This window comes from Pseudomonas sp. G2-4, from assembly GCF_030064125.1.
Classification (GTDB): domain Bacteria; phylum Pseudomonadota; class Gammaproteobacteria; order Pseudomonadales; family Pseudomonadaceae; genus Aquipseudomonas.
In genome coordinates, this window is sequence record NZ_CP125957.1 from 246,464 (window position 1) to 266,623 (window position 20,160).

The following is a 20,160-nucleotide window of genomic DNA, read 5'->3' on the forward strand; positions in this document are numbered from 1 at the left end:
CGCAAAATCTTGGGGCCGCTTCGCAGCCCAGCGGGAGCAAGCTCCCTCGCCACAGGAGGGGGCGGTGTTTTTAGCGGTGCAACACGTACTGCCCCTCGAACTGTACCGCCACTTCCTCGCTGCCTGTATTCATCACCCGCGTCTGCAAGGCCAGCCGCGCCCGGCCGTAGCGCCGGTAGGTGGCCAGGAAGCGTTTCCAGACCTTTTCTTCAGGCGCATCGCAGACGACAGCCGCGTCCTGGGTAACAGGCAGCGGATAACTGATCTGCCCTTTCTGAATCACGATATGCCCGTCTTCGATGCCTTCTTCGCGCAAGGCCAGGTGCAACCAGCCCCAGCCACCGAGTACCGCGCCGCAGTACAGGCTGCCGCCGAACATGGTGCTCTTGTGATTGACGTTGGCCGCAAGCGGCAAGAACAGGCGCAGTTGCCGGGCTTGCCAATCGAGCACCTTGAGGCCCATGTCCCGCGTCAGTGGGATGTCGTGGTGCAGGATCGATTCCAGGTAACGACTGTCGCGGTTCATTGCGGGGCCTCTTGCTTGAAAGGAAGGTGACAGTAACTCAATCGGACTCATCGGCTGGGCCATGATGGCTGTCGCCGAAGTTCAGCCCATGCTTGCGCAACTTGTCGTGCAGGGTCTTGCGCGGAATGCCCAAGGCTTCGGCAAGGCTGCGTACCGAGCTGTGAGGACGGGCCAGTTCGGCGGCGATCAAGGTTTTCTCGAAGTTTTCCACCTGCTCGCTCAAGCCGCCACTGACCATTTCCACCGGTGCCCCGGGGCTGCCGTCCGGCGCGCTGTTGTCCAGGGCCAGTTCCAGGCCCAAAGCGAAGCGTTCGGCAGCGTTCTGCAACTCTCGCACGTTGCCCGGCCAGGTATGGCGCAGCAACAGCGCCCGTTGCGCCGGTTGCAGCTGGTGGGGCGGCAGGCCGTGGCGGGCGCTGGCTTCGTCGGCGAAATACTGAAACAACATCAGTGCGTCTTCACCCCGTTCGCGCAATGGCGGTATACGCAGCGGCGCGACGTTCAGGCGGTAGTACAAGTCGGCGCGAAAACGCCCTTGATCGGCGGCCTGGCGCAGGTCTTCCTTGGTGGCGGCGATGACGCGAATGTCCAGCGGGATCTGTTGATTGCCCCCCAGCCGTTCCACCATGCGCTCTTGCAGCAGACGCAGCAATTTGACCTGGACATCCAGGCTCATGCTTTCGATTTCATCGAGAAACAGCGTGCCGCCGTTGGCAAACTCGAACTTGCCGATGCGGCGTTTCTGCGCACCGGTGAAAGCGCCGGGTTCGTGACCGAACAGCTCGCTCTCCACCACCGACTCGGCCAGGGCTCCGGCATTGATCGCCACGAATGGTCCGTTACGCCGGCTCGACAGGTCATGCAGTGCACGGGCGACTACTTCCTTGCCAGCGCCGGTCTCACCGAGGATCAGCACGTCGGCCCGAGTGGCCGCCAGGGCGCCGATCTGCTCGCGCAGGCGCAGCATCGGCGTCGATTGGCCGACTAGCCGGGCGCTGAGCTCATGCCGGTCACTGAGGGCCAGGCGCAGACTGCGGTTGTCCAGCACCAGTCGACGCAAGGCCAGGGCGCGGCGCACGCTGTCGAGCAGATGATCGCTGGCAAAAGGTTTTTCCAGAAAGTCATAGGCCCCGGCGCGCATCGCCTGCACCGCCAGCGGCACATCGCCGTGGCCGGTGATCAGCAGCACGGGCAGCTCCGCATCCTGGGCGTGGAGTTCGCTCAACAACTCAAGGCCGTCCATGCCAGGCATACGAATGTCGCTGACCACTACGCCCGGCCAATCACGGGAAAGTTGCCCGGCCAGACCCTTGGCCTCGGCCAGGGGCAGGATTTTCAGACCGGCCAGGTCGAGGGTCTGGCTCAAGGCCTGACGCAAGTGGGGATCGTCATCGATCAGCACCACCTCAATCCGGTTATCGATGGTCATACACTACGGTCCTCGGACGGTTGCAGGCTCACTCCGGGGGCGCCGGCGCGCAGCTTCAGGGTGATCAGGGCGCCGCCTTCCTTGTGGTTGGCGAACGACAGTTCGCCGCCGAAGGCGCGCATCAGGGTGTCGCAGATCGCCAGCCCCAGGCCAAGGCCCTGAGTGCGGGTCTTGGTGGTGTAGAAGGGTTCGCCGGCGCGGCCGAGGGCCTCCATGCAAAACCCCGGGCCGTTATCGCGGATGCACAGGTTGACGCCGGTTTCGGTGGCCTGGGCACTGAGCCAGAGTTTGCGTGGCGGGCCTTTTTCGGTCAGGGCGTCGAGGGCGTTGGCCAGTAGGTTGCCGAGCACCTGGCGCAACCGGGTTTCTCCGGCCTCGACCCACAGCGTGGCGGCCGGTAGGTCGCGGATCAGCTCCACCTCCATGCTGCGTCGGCGTTTGGCGAGCAACGCCAGCGCATCATCCAGCGCCGGCTGCAGGGCGACGCTTTCCGGCGCATGGCGGTCGCGGCGGGCGAAGGCCCGCAGGTGGGCGATGATCGACGCCATGCGTCCGGTCAATTCGCTGATCAGTTTGAGATTGCCCCGGGCATCCTCGGTGCGTTGGTGGTCGAGCAGAATCCCGGCGTTTTCCGCATAACTTCGAATCGCTGCCAGCGGCTGGTTGAGTTCATGGCTGATGCTCGCCGACATGGTGCCCAGGGCCGAAAGTTTGCCGGCCTGCACCAGATCATCCTGGGCACGGACCAGTTCTTGCTGGGCCTGCTCGCGCTCCAGCACTTCCTGCTTGAGGCGCCGGTTCAGGCCTTCCAGATCGCTGGTCCGCTCGGCTACACGGCCTTCCAGTTCCTGACGCGCCTTGCCCTCGAAGGCGATCCGATCCAGGTAGTGGCGCCTGCGCTGCATCATCAACCCGAGCAGCAGCATCAAGACCAGCAACGCCGCGCCGCCGATAGCGACCACGGTGCGCACCGGCCGGTCGATCAGCGTGCGCGGGGCCAGAATGCTCACGCTCCAGCCCGTCTCTTCGATGGACTGTGTCTGGGTCAGCCAGGCGTTGATATCCAGGTTCAACGGCTTGGGTTCGCGGGTTGGGTAGGGTTGCACGGCGCTGATGGCCTTGCGTTCTTCGTCACTCAAGGGACGGGTTGCGCGGAATCGCCATTCTTGCCGTGACGTGAGAATGACCACGCCATTGTGATCGGTTACCAGCAGTTGTTCAGGGGTTTTGCCCCAGAGGCTCTCGGTATGGTCCAGGTCGACCTTGACCACCAGCACGCCGATGACTTTCTCGCGGTCGCGCACGGCGGCGGCAAAGAAATAGCCGCGTTTGGCCGACGTGGTGCCCAGGCCGAAGAAACGCCCCAGGCGTCCGGCCATGGCTTCGATGTAGTACGGCCGGAAGGCGAAATTGCGCCCGACAAAACTGTCGTGCTTGTCCCAGTTCGACGCGGCCAGGGTCTTGCCGGTGGCGTCCATCAGGTACATGACTTCGGCGCCGGTCTGGGCGCTGATGTTTTTCAGCAGCCGGTTGGCGTTGCCTTGGACGATGCCATCGTCCGGAGTCGACAACGCTGCGCGCAGGGCTGGCAGCTCACCAAGAATCTGCGGCAGCACTTCATAGCGGTGCAAGGTGCCCAGCAGGTTGGCGACGTAGAGATCGAGGGTCTGGCGGTTCTGTCCGGCCAGTTCGCTACGGTAATAACGTTCGGCCAAATGCTCCAGCGGCCACAACAACGGCGCCAGGCACAGTGCAAGCAACGCCAGGCTGCGCCAACGGGGTCTGCGGGGAAGGGTGGAGTTCATGAGCATCAGGCGCCTGTGGGAACAGGCGCATTATGCCTAGTGTCCTGCCTCACCAATACTATTTGTGAGGCAGGATACTAGGCTTGCCCGGCAAGACACTGCTGCAGCGCGCTTTTCCAGTCGGGCTGGCTCACACCCCATTCCTGAAGCAGGCGTGTGCAATCGAGGCGCGAATTCAGCGGGCGTGGGGCTGGAGTCGGGTACGCGCTGGACGGGATTGGCTCCAGCACGGCGCAAGGCTTGTGCTGCTCGATCAGGTGTTCGCCGATGGCCTGGGCAAAGCCGAACCAGGACGTCTCGCCCTGGGCCGTCAGGTGATAGGTGCCCCAGGCGCCGCATTGATCGGCTCGCCAACGCTCGATGAGCTTCGCGGTGCTGTCGGCGATGGTGCCAGCCCAGGTCGGTGCACCGATCTGGTCGGCCACCACGCGCAGCTGCGGTTTTTCCTGGAGCAAGCGTTGCATGGTCAGCAGGAAGTTGCGGCCTTCGGTGGAATATACCCAACTGGTGCGCAGAATCAGGTGCTGGCCTGCGGCTCGGCGGACGGCCTCTTCACCGGCCAGTTTGCTGCGTCCATAGACACTCAGTGGGTTAGGGGCGTCGTCTTCGGTGTACGGCTCAGGTTTGTGGCCGTCGAAGACGTAGTCGGTGGAGTAGTGAATCAGCGGGACGCTCAGTTCAGCCGCCGTTTGAGCCAGGATGCCCGGCGCAGTGGCATTGATGGTGAAAGCCAGCTCGGGTTCGCTCTCGGCCTGGTCGACGGCCGTATGGGCGGCGGCGTTGATGATCAGGTCGGGCCGTAGAGCCTCGATGGGCGAGCGGATAAGATCCGGGCGCGCCAGATCGAGCTGGTCGCTGCCGCGCACAATCAACTCGCCCGTGCCGGCCAGGCGCGATTGCAGTGCCCGGGAGACCTGGCCGTTCTGGCCGATGATCAGGATGCGTAAGGAAGTACTCATGGAAACAGGTCGGCCTCGCTCAGGGCCTTGCCGGCCTGGTCCTTGGGCGACAGGATGGGTGCGCCTTGCAGCTCCCAATCGATGGCCAACTGCGGGTCGTCCCAGCGAATGCAGCGCTCGGCCGAAGGTGCGTAGTAATCCGTGGTCTTGTAGAGAAAGTCCGCTGACTCGCTCAACACCACGAACCCGTGGGCAAACCCCGGCGGAACCCACATTTGCCGATGGTTTTGGGCCGACAGGCGCACGCCCACCCATTGGCCGAACGTAGCTGAGCTGCGGCGAATATCCACCGCCACGTCCAGAACCTCCCCAGCGGTGACGCGCACGAGTTTGCCCTGGGCTTGTTCGATCTGATAGTGCAGGCCGCGCAGGACGCCTTTGGCCGAGCGTGAATGGTTGTCCTGGACGAACTGCAACGCGCAGCCCGTGGCCTCGGCGAATGCCCGGGCATTGAAGCTCTCATAGAAGAAACCGCGGTCGTCACCGAAGACCTTCGGCTCGATGATCAGGACATCCGGCAAGCGGGTGGCGATGACGTTCAATGGCTTTCTCCCGCGATCTGAAACAGGTACCGGCCATAACCGGTCTTGCCGAAGTATTTGGCGCGCTCAAGGACATGCTCGCGGCTGACCCAACCCTGCTGGTAGGCAATTTCCTCCAGGCAGGCGACTTTCAGGCCTTGGCGGTGCTCGATGGTCTGCACGTATTGCGAGGCTTCCAGCAGGCTGTCGTGGGTACCGGTATCGAGCCAGGCGAAACCACGGCCAAACCGCTCGACGTGCAGGTCGCCGCGTTGCAGGTAGGCGTTGTTGACGTCGGTGATTTCCAGTTCGCCCCGAGGGGATGGCTTGATGGTCTTGGCGATCTGGATCACGTCGTTGTCGTAGAAATACAGGCCGGTCACCGCATAGCTGGATTTGGGCGTGCTGGGTTTTTCTTCGATGGAAAGGGCTCGCCCTTCAGGATCGAAGTCAATCACGCCAAACCGCTCGGGATCCTTGACCCAGTAACCAAACACCGTTGCGCCGCTCTGTCGGTTGACGGCAGTCTGCAATTGCTCGCCGAAATGCTGGCCGTGGAAAATGTTGTCGCCCAGGATCAGGCATACCGGGTCGCTGCCAATGAATTGCTCGCCGATCAGGAACGCTTGGGCCAGGCCATCGGGTGATGGCTGTTCGGCATAGCTGAACTGCACGCCGAACTGGCTGCCGTCGCCCAACAGGCTGCGGTATTGCGGCAAGTCCTGAGGGGTGGAGATCACCAGGATATCCTTGATGCCGGCGAGCATCAGGACCGAGATCGGGTAATAGATCATCGGCTTGTCGTAAATCGGCAATAGCTGTTTGGAAACGCCGAGGGTGATCGGGTGCAGGCGCGTGCCGGAACCGCCGGCCAGAACAATACCTTTCATCATGCAATCGCATCCTTGTTTTCGAGTGAGCCCAGACGCTCGCCCTGATAGCTGCCGTCCTGGACACGCCGGCACCACAGCAGGTTTTCGAGGTACCACTGCACGGTTTTGCGCAGGCCCGTCTCAAAGGTTTCCTGAGGTATCCAGCCCAGTTCCCGTTCGATTTTGCCGGCATCGATGGCGTAGCGCAGGTCGTGGCCGGGGCGATCCTTGACGAAGGTGATCAGGTCGGCATAGCCCTCGACACCTTCGGGCTTATGGGGGGCCAGTTCTTCGAGCAGCGCGCAGATGCTGCGCACCACATCGATGTTCTTTTGCTCATTGTGGCCACCGATGTTGTAGGTCTCGCCGATCACGCCCTCGGTGACGACCTTGAGCAGGGCCCTGGCATGGTCTTCGACGTACAGCCAGTCACGCACTTGTTGGCCATCGCCATACACCGGCAGCGGTTTACCGGCCAGTGCGTTGAGGATCACCAGCGGGATCAGCTTCTCGGGGAAGTGGAATGGCCCGTAGTTGTTCGAGCAATTGGTCAACAGCACAGGCAAGCCGTAAGTGCGCTGCCAGGCCCTGACCAGGTGGTCGGACGCCGCCTTGCTGGCCGAATAGGGCGAGCTTGGGGCGTAGGCGGTGGTTTCGGTAAACAGGTCGTCCACACCGTGCAGATCGCCATACACTTCGTCGGTGGAAATGTGGTGGAAGCGAAACGCGCGCCTCTGCGCTTCGGGCAGGGTCTGCCAATAGGCGCGGGTGGCTTCCAGCAGGCTATAGGTGCCGACGATGTTGGTCTGGATGAAGTCCGCCGGACCGTCAATGGAGCGGTCTACGTGGGACTCCGCCGCCAGGTGCATGATGGCCTCGGGTTTGAATCGCGCGAGTACCGCGCTGACGGTCGGTTGATCGACGATATCGGCTTGCACGAATTCGTAGCGGCTGTCGTGATCGATGCTGCTCAGCGATTCGAGATTGCCGGCGTACGTCAGCTTGTCGAGGTTCAGGACCTGGTGTTCGGTGTCCAGGATCAAGTGCCGTATGAGCGCTGAGCCGATGAAGCCAGCACCGCCAGTAATGAGAATGCGCATCCGGTTAAGCCTTTTTCCGTGGGACGACAAAGCATAGGAGCATAGCTTGTCGGCATGGCGGGAGCGGTGCAAGCGAATATCCCCTGGACGCCCCCTTCCCATGCAACGTCTGAGGACGGCTGTGCATATTTTTGAACAGGGGGGTTGCTTATCCTCCGACGCAGTGGCGAGATAGGCATCCGAACAAAACCACCTCAGGGGTCCTTGTATGCCACTCGCTACGTTGGTTCACCGTGCCAGTTTGCCAAGCCCACAGATCAGTGCCGAGCAAGCGCTGGTGCTGCTGCGCTCGAATTACGGACTCAGCGGCGACCTGCGACCCCTTGGCAGCAACCAGGACCTCAACTACCGCGTCGACAGTGAGCGCGGCCGCTTTGTGTTGAAAATTTGCCACGGCGACTACGCTGTCCTGGAAATACAGGCCCAACACGCAGCCCTCAAACAGTTGGCCGGACACGACGCGGTGAAAGTGCCGCGGGTCATTGCGGCCAGCAATGGCCAGGACCTGCTGACATTGGACGTCGACGGCCAAGCGGTTCATATGCGCCTGCTGGAGTACATCGACGGCCAGTCCCTCACGCAGCTCAAGCACCTGACGCCCGAGCTTGTCACTGGCCTGGGCCGCCTGTGCGCGGAAATGGACCTGGCCCTGGCGGCATTCGATCACCCGGGCCTGGAGCGCACCCTGCAGTGGGACGCCCGCCACGCCCCGGCCCTGGTCGATTACCTGTTGCCTGTCATCGAGGATGAACAACGGCGCCATCTGGTCGCCGAGGTCGCGCAACAGGCCGAGCGGCGCTTGCAGCCACTCAAGGCCAACCTGCCGGTACAGGCGATCCACATGGACATCACCGATGACAACGCGGTCTGGCAGCGCGATGCCCAGCGTCAGTGGCAATTGCAGGGCGTCATTGATTTCGGCGACCTGGTCCGCACCTGGCGCATCACCGATCTGTCAGTGACCTGCGCGGCCCTGCTGCACCATGCCGACGGTGATCCGTTCTTCATATTGCCGGCGATCAAGGCTTATCACGCGGTCAACCCGTTGCAGCGCGACGAATTGCTGGCGCTTTGGCCAATGATCGTTGCGCGCGCCGCAGTACTGGTGCTCAGCGGTGAACAGCAGGTTGCCATCGACCCGCAGAATCAATACAGCCGCGACAATCTGGACCATGAGTGGGAAATTTTCCGTGTCGCCCACTCGGTGCCTTTCGAGTTGATGGAAACGGCGATCCTCACCGCCGTTGGCCACAGCCTGCCAGCCATTGCCAGCGAAGGCTTCGCGCCGTTGTTGCCGACCCTGGTAGGCCGTGAATTCGCCCTGATCGACCTGGGTGTGCTGAGCCCGCATTTCGACGCCGGTAACTGGGAACAGCCGGGCATCGACCAGCGCCTGCTGAGTGAAGCCGCTGGCGTTCACGGCCTGGCCGCCAGCCGTTACGGACAATACCGATTGTCCCGTACTCGGCCGGACAGCGCCGTTGAGCCCGATACTTATCCGTTGCACGTTGAGCTGAATGTACCTCGGGGCACGCCGCTCGAATCGCCGTTCGCCGGAGTCGTGCACAAGACCGCCGACGGCATGCTGCAATTGGACAGCGCCCAGCTGAGCGTACGGCTGTGGGGCGTGATGTCGCCGCTGCATTCCGGGGCGGCGCTGGTCAAGGGACAGGTGTTGGGCGAAGTGGCGGGGCCGTTGTCGGTCCAGTTGTGCCGGGGCGCCCAGTTGAATCCACCGCTGTTCTGCACGCCCTCCAGGGCCCTGGCCTGGCAGGCACTGTGTCCTTCACCGGGGGGGCTGCTGGGGCTGGCTTGCGATGCCGAGCCGGAGATCGATCCGGAGGCGTTGCTGGCCCGTCGCGATGCGAGTTTCGCCCGTTCGCAAAAACACTATTACGTTGACCCGCCACGCATCGAGCGCGGCTGGCGCAATCACCTGATCGATATGCAGGGCCGCTCCTACCTCGACATGCTCAACAACGTCGCGGTGTTGGGTCATGGTCACCCACGTATGGCGGCGGTCGCCGCCCGGCAGTGGTCGCTGGTCAACACCAACTCGCGTTTTCACTATGCCGCAGTCACCGAGTTTTCCGAGCGTCTGCTGTCGCTGGCGCCGTCCAACATGGACCGGGTGTTCCTGGTCAACAGCGGCACCGAGGCCAATGACCTGGCGATCCGCCTGGCCTGGGCCTACAGCGGCGGGCGGGACATGCTCAGTGTCTTGGAGGCGTATCACGGCTGGTCGGTGGCGGCCGATGCGGTGTCGACGTCCATCGCCGATAACCCAAAGGCCCTGAGCAGCCGTCCGGACTGGGTGCATCCGGTGACCGCGCCAAACACCTATCGCGGCGAATTCCGTGGCCCCGACAGCGCGCCGGATTACGTGCGCAGTGTCGAACACAACCTGGCGAAAATCGCCGAAAGCAAACGCCAACTTGCCGGCTTCATCTGCGAGCCGGTGTACGGCAATGCCGGTGGGATTGCCCTGCCGCCAGGGTATTTGAAGCAGGTCTACGCGATGGTGCGCGAGCGCGGCGGGGTTTGCATCGCCGACGAGGTGCAGGTCGGTTATGGACGCATGGGCAAGTTTTTCTGGGGCTTTGAAGAGCAAGGCGTGGTGCCGGACATCATCACCATGGCCAAGGGCATGGGCAATGGTCAGCCGCTGGGGGCGGTCATCACCCGCCGGGAAATCGCCGAGGCCTTGGAAGCCGAGGGCTATTTCTTCTCGTCGGCCGGCGGCAGCCCGGTCAGTTGCCGGATCGGCATGGCTGTGCTGGATGTCATGGAGGAAGAAAAACTCTGGGAAAACGCCCAAGTGGTGGGCGGACATTTCAAGGCGCGGCTTGAGGCCTTGATCGACCAGTATCCATTGGTCGGTGCGGTGCATGGCTCCGGGTTCTACCTGGGCGTGGAGTTGATCCGCAACCGCACCACCCTGGAGCCGGCCACCGAAGAAACCATGGTCCTGTGCAATCGTCTGCGGGAGTTGGGGATCTTCATGCAACCGACCGGCGATTACCTGAACATCCTCAAGATCAAGCCGCCGATGGTCACCAGCCGCCAGAGTGTGGACTTCTTCGTCGATATGGTGGAGAAGGCGCTGGATGAGGGGCTGTAGCCCATAGCGTTCGGCCAATAACCCTGAGGGAGCGAGCAGGCTCGCTCACTCAGGGTTTCAGACTAAATCCGATATTTGTCGGTAAAAATTACCGTTCCTCTGCTCTATTTCATTCTTTCCTCTTCTAAAGTCGATTTTTATCGGCTATAAAGTTGCCACATCCGCGGTGGTTCAACCGTGCCTGCTGTTAACCGTTTGTCATCGGCCGAAGCCAGACTGGCCCTGCACATCGTTTCCCGGGAGATGATTCATGAGTCGTATCGTTACCGTCGCCGCCACTCAAATGGCCTGTTCCTGGGACCTCGAAGCCAATATCGAGACCGCTGAGAAGCTGGTCCGTGAAGCCGCAGCCAAGGGCGCGCAGATCATCCTGATCCAGGAACTGTTCGAGGCTCCGTACTTCTGCCAGAAGCCGAACCCGGACTACCTGCAACTGGCGACGCCGGTCGAAGAGAACGTCGCCATCAAGCATTTCCAGAAAGTCGCCAAGGAGCTGCAGGTTGTGTTGCCGATCAGCTTTTTTGAACTGGCCGGTCGTGCGCGTTTCAACAGTATCGCGATCATCGATGCCGACGGCCGCAACCTGGGTGTGTACCGCAAGAGCCACATCCCGGACGGTCCTGGCTATCATGAGAAGTACTATTTCAACCCGGGTGACACAGGTTTCAAGGTGTGGAATACCCGTTACGCGAAGATTGGCGTAGGCATTTGCTGGGATCAGTGGTTCCCGGAATGCGCCCGCAGCATGGCGCTGCAAGGCGCGGAGATCCTGTTCTACCCGACCGCCATCGGCAGCGAGCCCCACGACAAGACCATCTCGTCCCGGGATCACTGGCAGCGCGTGCAACAAGGCCATGCCGGGGCCAACGTGATGCCGCTGGTGGCCAGCAACCGCATCGGCAATGAAGAGCAGGACGGCTACGACATCACGTTCTACGGCTCGTCGTTCATCGCCAATCAGTTCGGCGAAAAAGTCGAGGAACTGAACGAAACCGAAGAGGGCGTACTGGTGCACAGTTTCGACCTCGACGAACTGGAACATATTCGCAGTGCCTGGGGCACTTTCCGTGATCGCCGTCCAGACCTGTACGGCTCGATCAAAACCCTCGATGGCTCACTGGAGTCCTGATTCATGACAACGTTGCACAGCACGCCCCGCGCGGATGGTTTCCACATGCCTGCCGAGTGGGCGACGCAGACCCAGGTCTGGATGATCTGGCCTGAGCGCCCGGACAACTGGCGCCTGGGCGGCAAACCGGCGCAGGCCGCCCACGTGGCAGTGGCCAAGGCCATCGCCCGCTTCGAACCGGTGACCGTGGCGGTGTCCGCGGCCCAGTACGAAAACGCCCGGGCGCGCCTCGACGTGCCGAATATCCGCTTGGTGGAGATGTCCAGCGACGACGCTTGGGTCCGCGACACAGGCCCGACGTTCGTGATCAATGACAACGGTGAAGTGCGCGGCGTCAACTGGGATTTCAACGCCTGGGGCGGTTTCGACGGTGGCCTGTATTCGCCATGGAACCGTGATTCGCAAGTGGCCAGCAAGATCCTCGAGATCGAGCGCAGCCCGCGTTACCGCACCGAAGGTTTTGTGCTTGAGGGCGGCTCGATCCATGTCGATGGCGAAGGCACTCTGCTCACTACCGAAGAATGCTTGCTCAACCGCAATCGCAATTCGCACTTGAGCCGTGAAGACATCGAAGCCGTGCTCAGCGCGCAGTTGGCGGTGGACAAGATCATCTGGCTGCCGGATGGTCTGTTCAATGACGAAACCGACGGCCATGTGGATAACTTCTGCTGCTACGTGCGTCCTGGCGAGGTGTTGTTGGCCTGGACTGACGATCCGCAGGATCCGAACTACAGCCGTTGCCACGCGGCGATGGACGTACTGCAAAACAGCACCGACGCCAAGGGGCGCTCGTTCGTAGTGCACAAGATGCCGATTCCGGGGCCGTTGTATGCCACCGAAGAAGAGTGTGCCGGTGTCGATGCGGTGGAGGGCTCCCAGGAACGTAATCCATCGGTGCGGCTGGCCGGTTCCTACGTGAATTTCCTGATCGTCAATGGCGGCATCATCGCGCCGAGTTTTGACGATCCGCTGGATGGCCCGGCCAGAGAGCTGCTGCAGCGCCTGTTCCCACAGCATGAAGTGGTCATGGTACCGGGGCGCGAACTGTTACTGGGGGGCGGGAATATTCATTGCCTTACCCAACAGCAACCTGCGCCGCGGGCAAAATGAGTGGTGATGTAACAGCCGAGTGATATCGGCCGCACCGGCTCTACACCGGCGTTTTTGGATCCATCCTGGCAAGCCCGCGGCCCGATTGGCGCGCGGGCTTTTTTGTGCCTGTTTATTGGCGCGACGGACACATTGGCATAGCTCTTGTATCAGCCAGTCAGCAGTTCTGGGGAGAGAACTGAGTTGTTTTGTCATAAACCTTGGATAAATTGGCCGCTCATCAACCAGGAGAGGGCGCTGGAATGAATATGATAAGCGAGCGCACATGCCATCCCTTGGCCGTTAATGGTGAGTCGCTTCAAGCCTTGGCCCAGTGGTTGAAGTCCAACGGGACGCGTCAGATCAGAGAGCCTGATCCGCGGCGGATAATCGTTGAGCGTTACCCCGCTGGCTTGTTCAGCGAGGCGGAGCTGGAAGCGTTATGGGATGTGATGCAAGGATAGAATTCGATGGATTGATAAAAAGCGCTGGCCGGGATGGCAGCGCTTTTTTTGTGGGCGATGGACGCGCGATCAACGTCTGCGCCTCGACAGCTTCTTGGACATTTTTTGCCTGATTTCAGGCGATTCATGAAATTGACACGCTGTTAAGGGCGCGACTAGGATTCGTCCACGCCTGTGGCGAACAGCCATGACTCTTAAATAATAAAAAGGCCCGACACGATCATTCGTGGGCGGGCCTTTTCATTATTTTCAGGAGCAAGAGTCCGAAAAAGAGCGCAAAAGCGCCATTTCGGCTGCCAGTCGCAGTGCGTATCAACCCGTACAAGGAAAATAAACATGTTGAATAAGCGCATTGGTTTGATCGCACTGGGGATTTTGAGCACGACACACGCCATGGCCAACGACCAGGCCGAGTCCAAGGGGTTCGTTGAAGACAGCAGCCTGAAGGTGCTGTTGCGCAACGCTTACATGAACCGCGACTACAAAGATGGTAACGAAGACAAAGCCGAATGGGGCCAGGCGGCCATCGGGACGTTCTCGTCCGGTTTCACCCAGGGCACCGTGGGCGTCGGCGTGGACGCTTTCGGCCTGTACGCGCTGCGTCTGGACGGCGGCAAGGGTCGCTCGGGCGCACAAGGCATCGACTTCTTCAAGCAGGGCGACAGTGGCAACGCGGCCGATGACCTGTCCAGGTTTGGCGCAGCGGTCAAGTTCCGTGTCTCTAATACGGTGCTGGCCTACGGTGACCAGATGCCGGCCCTGCCGGTGCTGAACTATGACAATTCGCGCCTGCTGCCGGAAAGCTACACCGGCACGCTGATCACGTCCAAAGAGATCAAGGGCCTGGAACTGAACGCCGGTCGTTTCACCGCTGAATCGCGCAAGAGCGCCGAAGGCCGTGACAGCGGCGGCCTGAAGTCGATCAACGTATTGGGCGGCAGCTATCAGTTCACCGAGCAGTTCAAGGCTTCGCTCTATGCCTCGGATGTCGAGGACGTCTTGAAGAAGCAGTACGTGAACGCCAACTATGTGTTCCCGCTGGCCAAGGATCAGTCCCTGACCCTGGACTTCAACGGCTATCGCACCAAGCTGGACAACGGCTACGTTCGCGAAAACAACGTCACCGGCGACGACAACAAGATCTGGAGCCTGGCTGCCACCTTCGCCACCGGTGCGCACAGCTTCACGCTCGCCCATCAGCGCAGCACCGGCGACAGCAACCTGGGTTATGCCTATGGCGGCTATCAGCGCGGACAGAACCGCGTGGGTGACGGCGGCAATACGATCTACCTGGCCAACTCCTACTGGTCCGACTTCAATGCTGAAGACGAACGCAGCTGGCAGCTGGGCTACGGCCTGGATTTCACCACCTTCGGTGTTCCGGGCCTGACCTATAACGTCGCTTACGTGCGTGGCGATAACATCACCACCTCCACCAGCGAAGGCGGCACCGAGCGCGAGATCTTCAATCAGTTCAAGTACGTGGTCCAGGGCGGCCCGGCCAAGGACTTGAGCGTAAGGTTGCGCAGCTCGATCCTGCGTGTATCGCAGAAGTCCAGCGAGTACAACGTCAGCGGCAACGAAGTGCGGGTGTTCGTGGATTATCCGATCAGCGTCTTCTGATCCTTGATCGCGCTATAAGCGCCTGATGAAAACCCCCGACCGAAAGTTCGGGGGTTTTTGGCTTTTATGGCCACGAATTCCGCTGTAATTGGCTTTTTTTCCGCGAAAAAGTCGTACTAATTGCGCTTCATCCACCGTTTCAAGCACGACTTGAAATGCCTCAAATTCTTTCTCATGGACGTAAATCCTGGACCCACTAGATTAGGCCGCTCAACGCAGTGGAGACCTATAAAAAATGATCGTTCTGAACAAGGAAGTGGGCGAAGCGCTACGACGTGACAAATACGTCAACGTCCGCGGTGGAGACTTCAACCTCTACGGTCATTTCGGCGACTTTGTCCGGCTGACCAAAAGCTGGGAAAACATGGAGCCCGACAGCTACTACGGCCAGGCCGAGTCAGGCATGCGTTTTCGCCGCTACAGCGACTTCGAATACAACCCCACGACCCGTGAGCTCAAGCAGCTTGAGCACCGGGCCTACGTTCAGTCCAAGGCCAACAACAGCTATGTTGGTGGACTGGAGCGGCACTTCGAGGACTTCTCCAACGAAGTGATCAACTCGCCGGTGATGCGCAGCCTGATCGACACGGACTTCGAGGTATACAAGAATGTCCTGCCGCAGGAACTGCACGATGAAATCTGGCAGTGCCAGATCCATCAGATCCGCATCGAGATCAAGCCGGGCAAGCAGCTGGAAATCACCCCGGAAGGTATTCATTGCGACGGCTACCCGTTCAGCGGCGTGCACTTCTGGGGCCGCCATAATGTGGCGGGTGCCGAAAGCCGTTTGTACAGCGCCCAGGAAGAACAGCTGGCGGCGACGACCTACGAGGACATCCTCGACACCACATTCTTCCTTGATCGTGACATGCGCCATTACGTGACCACGGCCCGCAATGTTCACGCCCATGAAATGGCGTTCAGGCAAATCCTGGCCATTTCCTTCTCGCGGCCCGGGACCGCTTTCGACATTGTTCGCTGAACGGATCGAACCCATGGACGACTCGGTGCAGCAGGTGCTGTTGCGCCGGGCACTGGTCAAGGATGCCGAACGACTGGAGCAGTTTTTTCGCGGATTCAACGAAGTGTCGTTCTGCGAATGGCAGGATGCCCGATTCCTGCGAGGTGTATTGTTGCAGGACACCACCACCGCCTACCTGGCCGTCGATGCCGGCGGTGAAGTGGTCGGTGCGGTCATCGGTGGCATGCTTGGCACCCGCGGCACGATCAATCACCTGGCCGTCAGCCCGGCGCATCGCACCCGAGGCCTGGGCCAGCGCCTGGTGGAGGCGGCTTCGGCCGACATGAAACGGGTGGGCGTGCTGCGCATGTTCCTGTTCGTCGACGATGCTAACCTGGCCGGCAAGCGCTTCTGGGCTGCCCAAGGGTTCTGTGAGCCCCGGGGTGAAATCACTTTCGAGAGGGATTTATGAACAAGACTTCCAGCCAGCCGCTGGCAGTCGAACCACAAGCCTCGCGTACCTTTGCTGAAGCCAGTCCGGTGGTAGCGGGTTATTTCACGGTTTCGTTTGTGTTCGGTCTGATGGCGGTCAACGCCGGGTTACCCCTGTGGTTGCCTGTGGCGATGTGCCTGTTCGTCTATGCGGGCGCTTCGCAATTCGCGGCGTTGGCGTTGATTTCCAGCGGCGCCTCGCTGACCACCATCGTGCTCACCACATTCTTGATCAATGCGCGGCACATGCTGATGTCGGTCTATATGGCCAAGGCTTTGCGAGCGCTGGGGCTCAGTCGTTTCGAGCGCTGGTGCTACGCGGCGGGCCTCACGGATGAGTCGTTTGCCTTTCACAGCGTCAAGCTCGGCAGCGGGGCGCCGGTGAGTGTGCGTTACCTGATCGGCTTCAACCTGTTTTGTCACACCTCATGGGTGCTCGGCGGCTTGTTGGGCGCCGTGTGTGCGCAATACGCAGCGCACCTGATCAAGTACCAGCTCGATTACGCCCTGACCGCCATGATGCTCTATGTGCTGGTTTCGTTGTGCAACACCCGTAACAAATTGATTGCGGCCCTGGCGGCTGTCGTCTGCATGGGCGCGCTGAGCCTGATGGGTAGCTCGCCGTTCAATGTTTTCATCGCCACGTTCGTTGGCTGCGGGGTGGGCGTATGCCTGACCAAACGTTCCTGATCCTGGTTGTCGTGCTGATGATGGCCGTGACGTTCCTGCCACGTGCCCTGCCGTTGCAGGTCAACACCGAAAACTGGCCGCCTTTCGTCGCTCGCGCCCTGGAATATCTGCCGGTGGCGATCGTGGCTGCCATCAGCCTCACCCCACTGTTGATCAAGGATCAGCAGATACAACTCGATCGACCGGAGTTTTATGCCGCGATTCCGACGCTGTTATGTGCGTATTTCAGCCGCAACCTGTTTCTCAGTGTGGCGGTGGGCACGGCGGCGTACATCGCGCTCGGTTCGTTCCTGTAGCGTCAGGTCTACCACATCATGCAGCGCCTGGCCGGACAGCTCTGGATTGTTCACCGCCAGGCGAACCTCGAGGAAATCCTCGAAGTCCGGGAAAATCGCCAAGCCGTTGCGCAGCGCCGCTTCCCTGGACACCAGCCCCAGGCCATCGAGCTGAGTGATCAACGACAACGTCAGCGTTTCACTGCAGGAATACACCATCCGCTGGCTCGACCCGTATTCACCCAGGCCCGCATCGAGAAAGCGAAGGAAGCTGTGGGAATAGGGGCATTCTTCTGCCGGACGCACCTGAAGCTTGTCGCCGAGCAAACCGAGGGAATCGTCCTCGTCGCCACAATGGGCACCGACCACCCGCACCTGTACGTCTGGCATGGTGATGCTGGAAAAACCGCTTTGCTGTGGTCCGATCAGGATCGCCAAGTCAAAGTCTTCGTTCTTGAGCTTGCTCAAGTTTTCCATCGACTCGGCGTAACTGAACTCCAGCTGGTACTGGGGGAACACAGCGATCAACCGATCGATCATCCGTCGGTTGAACTCCGCCGGCAGGGTGGTATTGAGCGCCGCTTTCAGCGTGCGCTGCCGGGGCGTCTTGAGTGCCGCGACTTTCTCCTCCAGCTGTCGCGTGGCCACCAGCACCTGATCCATAAAAGGAGTCAGTTCCGAGCCTTGGCTCGTCAACGTCAGACCCTTGTTCGACCGTCGGAACAGGCGGAAACCGAACTGTTCCTCGACCTTGTTCAGCTGCGCCGCCAATGCCTGCACCGTGAGGCATGAATGCTCGGCAGCCGCCGACAACGAGCCGGTCTGCACGATGCGCATGAGGTTGCGTAGAATTCTGCTATCCATGGGGTAATGCCCTCTGCATAAGTGGGCTCGCTATTGTTGTGCCTGGCCGACCCAGGCAGTGCACGCTGGCTATCATCATGCACCTTGCCACGGTTGTCGCGAATTTGTGCTGAAAAGCGCCGACAGGCGATGGTTGGAGCTTATGCGGGATTTGGGGATTTTGCCCAGTCGATCCTGACCGGGACCAGCAAGTGGTGCCGTATGCAGGCGACCCCTGCGAAAAATCCTGCATGAGTCTCCGAGAGGTCTCAAGGGATGTGGTGGATCGTTCTGATATCCGAATCGGGAAACTCAGGCTGAAATACTCCATGTAGCACAGCCGATGTCCAACCTGTCTTTATGTCCGTATTAGGCCGCTTATCCAGCTGACGTTGACCCATGACGGCAGTCCCACCACAATGTCTTGAGGTAGCGCCAATGTAGCTACAAATTTGACGATGAGGTTCTTTCATGGGGGCATTATTAAAAACCACCGACGTACGTTGCCGCATTGATGAAGACTTAAAAGCCCGCGCCACAGAGGTTTTGAATGCCTGTGGCTTAAGTGTTAGCGATGCGATGCGTCTTTTCCTGCGACAAGTCGTTGAGACTCAGGGACTTCCATTCGAAGTGCGAGTGCCTTCGGACAAGACTGCTCGGGCCATGATGGAGGCGAAAGATATCCGTCAACGGTTCGACTCGATAGAAGACATGCTGAGAGAGGCTGATGGCGAGACCGGGGGAAAAACAAAAACGCGCTGAACTGCCGAAGCAATGTGCGTATACATCCGAATTCAAAAAGTCCTGGGAGCGTTACAAACGAGCCGGACGACGCGATATGAATGAGGTCCGTCATGTGATGGTCATGCTGTTTTTGGGGGAACAGTTACCGGCCGAATTTATGGATCACGCCTTGACCGGTAACTGGAGTGGCTTTCGAGAGTGTCACATCGGTGGGGACTTTCTTCTGATTTATGAACACTCCCGTTCGGATTTGATTACGTTTGTAGATCTGGGCAGTCATTCCGAATTGTTCAAATGAGGATCGGGTAGGCTGAACAATATCGATTTATTAGTTCGCTTGCGAATTAAATATTAAAAAACATCCATATCTGTACTATTCTCTACGCATCACCCCTGCTACAAAGGAGCCCAAACCCCATGGCTACTTCCTCGATTACCCTCAACGCCCAGCAACAATTGGACTCCCCGGACGCGGGTCGAGTCGCGTTGAAGTTTTTCTTCAACCTCATGGAGCTCTGGGGTTGCAGCGTCGAGCAGCAGCGCATACTGCTGGGCAAGGTGGGAAATACGACTTTCTACAAATACAAACAGCTGCCGGAAAACGTCAGGTTGCCTCGCGATACCCTGGAGCGGATCTCCTACCTCATGGGCATTCACAAGGCGCTGAGCATCATCTTCAGCAACAGCCGGGACCGTGCGTACCAGTGGGTCAGCAGCCCCAACACCGCGGCACCGTTCAACGGCCAATCGGCCCTGTCCTACATGCTGGCCGGTCGGGTGGTGGACATTGCCGACGTGCGCCGCTACCTCGATGGAGTGCGCGGTTGATGACGCCCCCTTTGGCTGACCCGCAATGGAAGCGGGCCTATCGGATCGTCAACAGCAGCTTTCCGCCGATCTCGCTGTTCGAAGACGTACTCGACCCTGAGGATTTGCCCACGGCCTATGCCCTGGAAGCGCTGACCAATGATCGACTGATGGAAGAGGCCGGCGTGCTGTCCCGGGTTCGTCCCGAGGACCGTATTTCCGGGCCCGGCACTTCACCCGTGATGGCGGCGTTTACCCACATCGGCAAAAGCAGCCGTTTCAGCGATGGCACCTTTGGCGTCTATTACGCGGCCAGCAGCCAGGAAGCCGCCATCGCCGAGACCTGTTACCACCAGGCGCGATTTCTCGGGGCAACCAACGAGCCGGACCTGGAGTTGACCATGCGCACCTACGTCAACAAGGTCGTCAAACCCTTGCACGACATCCGCCATGACTACTCGCACCTCCACAATCCGGACCCCACCGCCTACGGCCCGTCACAGGTGTTCGCCCGGCAGCTGCGGGAAACCTTGTCCTGGGGGCTGCTGTACAACAGCGTCCGCCTGGCCGGCCACGAATGCGTTGCCGCGTTTCGCCCGCCAGCGGTGTCGGTGCCGGTGCAGGGTAAGCATATCCGGTATGTCTGGAGTGCCCAGAAGCGGGAGATTTCGTTTGTATTCGAGGTGAGCGAGGTTTGAAAAGGGCTGCTA

The 20,160-nt window shown here is 60.3% G+C and carries 21 protein-coding genes; 13 read left to right on the top strand and 8 right to left on the bottom strand.

The window, feature by feature from the left end; all coding sequences use genetic code 11:
* Nucleotides 1-70: 70 nt before the first annotated feature.
* From QNH97_RS01100 to rfbB, 7 genes are all read right to left on the bottom strand, one after another.
* Nucleotides 71-526, bottom strand: a complete 456-nt coding sequence (locus tag QNH97_RS01100; protein WP_283555218.1) for a YiiD C-terminal domain-containing protein — start codon at nucleotides 524-526, stop codon at nucleotides 71-73.
* Nucleotides 527-563: 37 nt separating this feature from the next.
* Nucleotides 564-1,955, bottom strand: coding sequence for a sigma-54-dependent transcriptional regulator (locus QNH97_RS01105; protein WP_283555219.1), 1,392 nt, complete (start codon nucleotides 1,953-1,955; stop codon nucleotides 564-566).
* Nucleotides 1,952-3,760, bottom strand: a complete 1,809-nt coding sequence (locus QNH97_RS01110; RefSeq protein WP_283555220.1) for a sensor histidine kinase — start codon at nucleotides 3,758-3,760, stop codon at nucleotides 1,952-1,954. Before QNH97_RS01110 ends, QNH97_RS01105 begins: the two co-directional genes overlap by 4 nt.
* Before the next feature lie 77 nt (nucleotides 3,761-3,837).
* A complete protein-coding gene (gene rfbD, locus QNH97_RS01115; protein WP_283555221.1) occupies nucleotides 3,838-4,719 on the bottom strand; it encodes a dTDP-4-dehydrorhamnose reductase in 882 nt (293 codons plus the stop codon).
* Nucleotides 4,716-5,261 (bottom strand): dTDP-4-dehydrorhamnose 3,5-epimerase, encoded by a 546-nt coding sequence (rfbC, locus tag QNH97_RS01120; RefSeq protein WP_283555222.1) that lies wholly within the window; start codon nucleotides 5,259-5,261, stop codon nucleotides 4,716-4,718. Before rfbC ends, rfbD begins: the two co-directional genes overlap by 4 nt.
* A complete protein-coding gene (gene rfbA / locus QNH97_RS01125; RefSeq protein ID WP_283555223.1) occupies nucleotides 5,258-6,133 on the bottom strand; it encodes a glucose-1-phosphate thymidylyltransferase RfbA in 876 nt (291 codons plus the stop codon). Before rfbA ends, rfbC begins: the two co-directional genes overlap by 4 nt.
* Entirely contained in the window at nucleotides 6,130-7,212 is a 1,083-nt protein-coding gene (gene rfbB / locus QNH97_RS01130) for a dTDP-glucose 4,6-dehydratase (RefSeq protein WP_283555224.1), read from the bottom strand. Before rfbB ends, rfbA begins: the two co-directional genes overlap by 4 nt.
* Before the next feature lie 208 nt (nucleotides 7,213-7,420).
* Between rfbB and QNH97_RS01135 the strand changes: the two genes are divergently transcribed.
* The 9 genes from QNH97_RS01135 to QNH97_RS01175 all read left to right on the top strand — a co-directional run bounded on the left by QNH97_RS01135 (nucleotide 7,421) and on the right by QNH97_RS01175 (nucleotide 17,077).
* Nucleotides 7,421-10,333: an aminotransferase gene (locus QNH97_RS01135; RefSeq protein WP_283555225.1), complete on the top strand. Its 2,913-nt coding sequence runs from the start codon at nucleotides 7,421-7,423 to the stop codon at nucleotides 10,331-10,333.
* Between the two features lie 250 nt (nucleotides 10,334-10,583).
* On the top strand, nucleotides 10,584-11,462 hold the full coding sequence (gene aguB / locus QNH97_RS01140; RefSeq protein ID WP_283555226.1) for an N-carbamoylputrescine amidase: 879 nt from the start codon (nucleotides 10,584-10,586) through the stop codon (nucleotides 11,460-11,462).
* 3 nt (nucleotides 11,463-11,465) lie between these two features.
* Nucleotides 11,466-12,572 carry an agmatine deiminase gene (aguA, locus tag QNH97_RS01145; protein ID WP_283555227.1) on the top strand — a complete coding sequence of 369 codons (1,107 nt, stop codon included), beginning with the start codon at nucleotides 11,466-11,468 and terminating at the stop codon, nucleotides 12,570-12,572.
* Between the two features lie 242 nt (nucleotides 12,573-12,814).
* Complete coding sequence (locus QNH97_RS01150; protein WP_025211311.1) at nucleotides 12,815-13,015, top strand: hypothetical protein; 201 nt, start codon at nucleotides 12,815-12,817, stop codon at nucleotides 13,013-13,015.
* Nucleotides 13,016-13,351: 336 nt separating this feature from the next.
* Nucleotides 13,352-14,638 carry an OprD family porin gene (locus tag QNH97_RS01155; protein WP_283555228.1) on the top strand — a complete coding sequence of 429 codons (1,287 nt, stop codon included), beginning with the start codon at nucleotides 13,352-13,354 and terminating at the stop codon, nucleotides 14,636-14,638.
* A gap of 235 nt (nucleotides 14,639-14,873) precedes the next feature.
* Complete coding sequence (locus QNH97_RS01160; protein ID WP_283555229.1) at nucleotides 14,874-15,620, top strand: 2OG-Fe dioxygenase family protein; 747 nt, start codon at nucleotides 14,874-14,876, stop codon at nucleotides 15,618-15,620.
* A gap of 13 nt (nucleotides 15,621-15,633) precedes the next feature.
* A complete protein-coding gene (locus tag QNH97_RS01165) occupies nucleotides 15,634-16,071 on the top strand; it encodes a GNAT family N-acetyltransferase (RefSeq protein WP_283555230.1) in 438 nt (145 codons plus the stop codon).
* The gene (locus QNH97_RS01170) at nucleotides 16,068-16,781 is read left to right on the top strand and encodes an AzlC family ABC transporter permease (RefSeq protein WP_265032686.1); all 714 of its coding nucleotides are present in this window, start codon (nucleotides 16,068-16,070) and stop codon (nucleotides 16,779-16,781) included. Before QNH97_RS01165 ends, QNH97_RS01170 begins: the two co-directional genes overlap by 4 nt.
* Nucleotides 16,760-17,077 carry an AzlD domain-containing protein gene (locus tag QNH97_RS01175; protein WP_025211316.1) on the top strand — a complete coding sequence of 106 codons (318 nt, stop codon included), beginning with the start codon at nucleotides 16,760-16,762 and terminating at the stop codon, nucleotides 17,075-17,077. The genes QNH97_RS01170 and QNH97_RS01175 overlap by 22 nt, the downstream gene beginning before the upstream one ends.
* Here the strand turns inward: QNH97_RS01175 and QNH97_RS01180 are convergent.
* Nucleotides 16,994-17,920 carry a LysR family transcriptional regulator gene (locus tag QNH97_RS01180; protein ID WP_283555231.1) on the bottom strand — a complete coding sequence of 309 codons (927 nt, stop codon included), beginning with the start codon at nucleotides 17,918-17,920 and terminating at the stop codon, nucleotides 16,994-16,996. The two genes, QNH97_RS01175 and QNH97_RS01180, sit on opposite strands and share 84 nt — an antisense overlap.
* A 450-nt stretch (nucleotides 17,921-18,370) precedes the next feature.
* On the opposite strand from QNH97_RS01180, the gene QNH97_RS01185 reads away from it, so the two are divergent.
* The 4 genes from QNH97_RS01185 (at nucleotide 18,371) to QNH97_RS01200 (ending at nucleotide 20,148) form a co-directional block, all read left to right on the top strand.
* Nucleotides 18,371-18,661: a type II toxin-antitoxin system RelB/DinJ family antitoxin gene (locus tag QNH97_RS01185; protein WP_283555232.1), complete on the top strand. Its 291-nt coding sequence runs from the start codon at nucleotides 18,371-18,373 to the stop codon at nucleotides 18,659-18,661.
* Complete coding sequence (locus QNH97_RS01190; RefSeq protein WP_283555233.1) at nucleotides 18,627-18,941, top strand: type II toxin-antitoxin system YafQ family toxin; 315 nt, start codon at nucleotides 18,627-18,629, stop codon at nucleotides 18,939-18,941. Before QNH97_RS01185 ends, QNH97_RS01190 begins: the two co-directional genes overlap by 35 nt.
* Before the next feature lie 119 nt (nucleotides 18,942-19,060).
* Nucleotides 19,061-19,471, top strand: coding sequence for an MbcA/ParS/Xre antitoxin family protein (locus QNH97_RS01195; protein ID WP_283555234.1), 411 nt, complete (start codon nucleotides 19,061-19,063; stop codon nucleotides 19,469-19,471).
* Nucleotides 19,471-20,148 (top strand): RES family NAD+ phosphorylase, encoded by a 678-nt coding sequence (locus QNH97_RS01200; protein ID WP_283555235.1) that lies wholly within the window; start codon nucleotides 19,471-19,473, stop codon nucleotides 20,146-20,148. The genes QNH97_RS01195 and QNH97_RS01200 overlap by 1 nt, the downstream gene beginning before the upstream one ends.
* Nucleotides 20,149-20,160 lie beyond the last annotated feature (12 nt).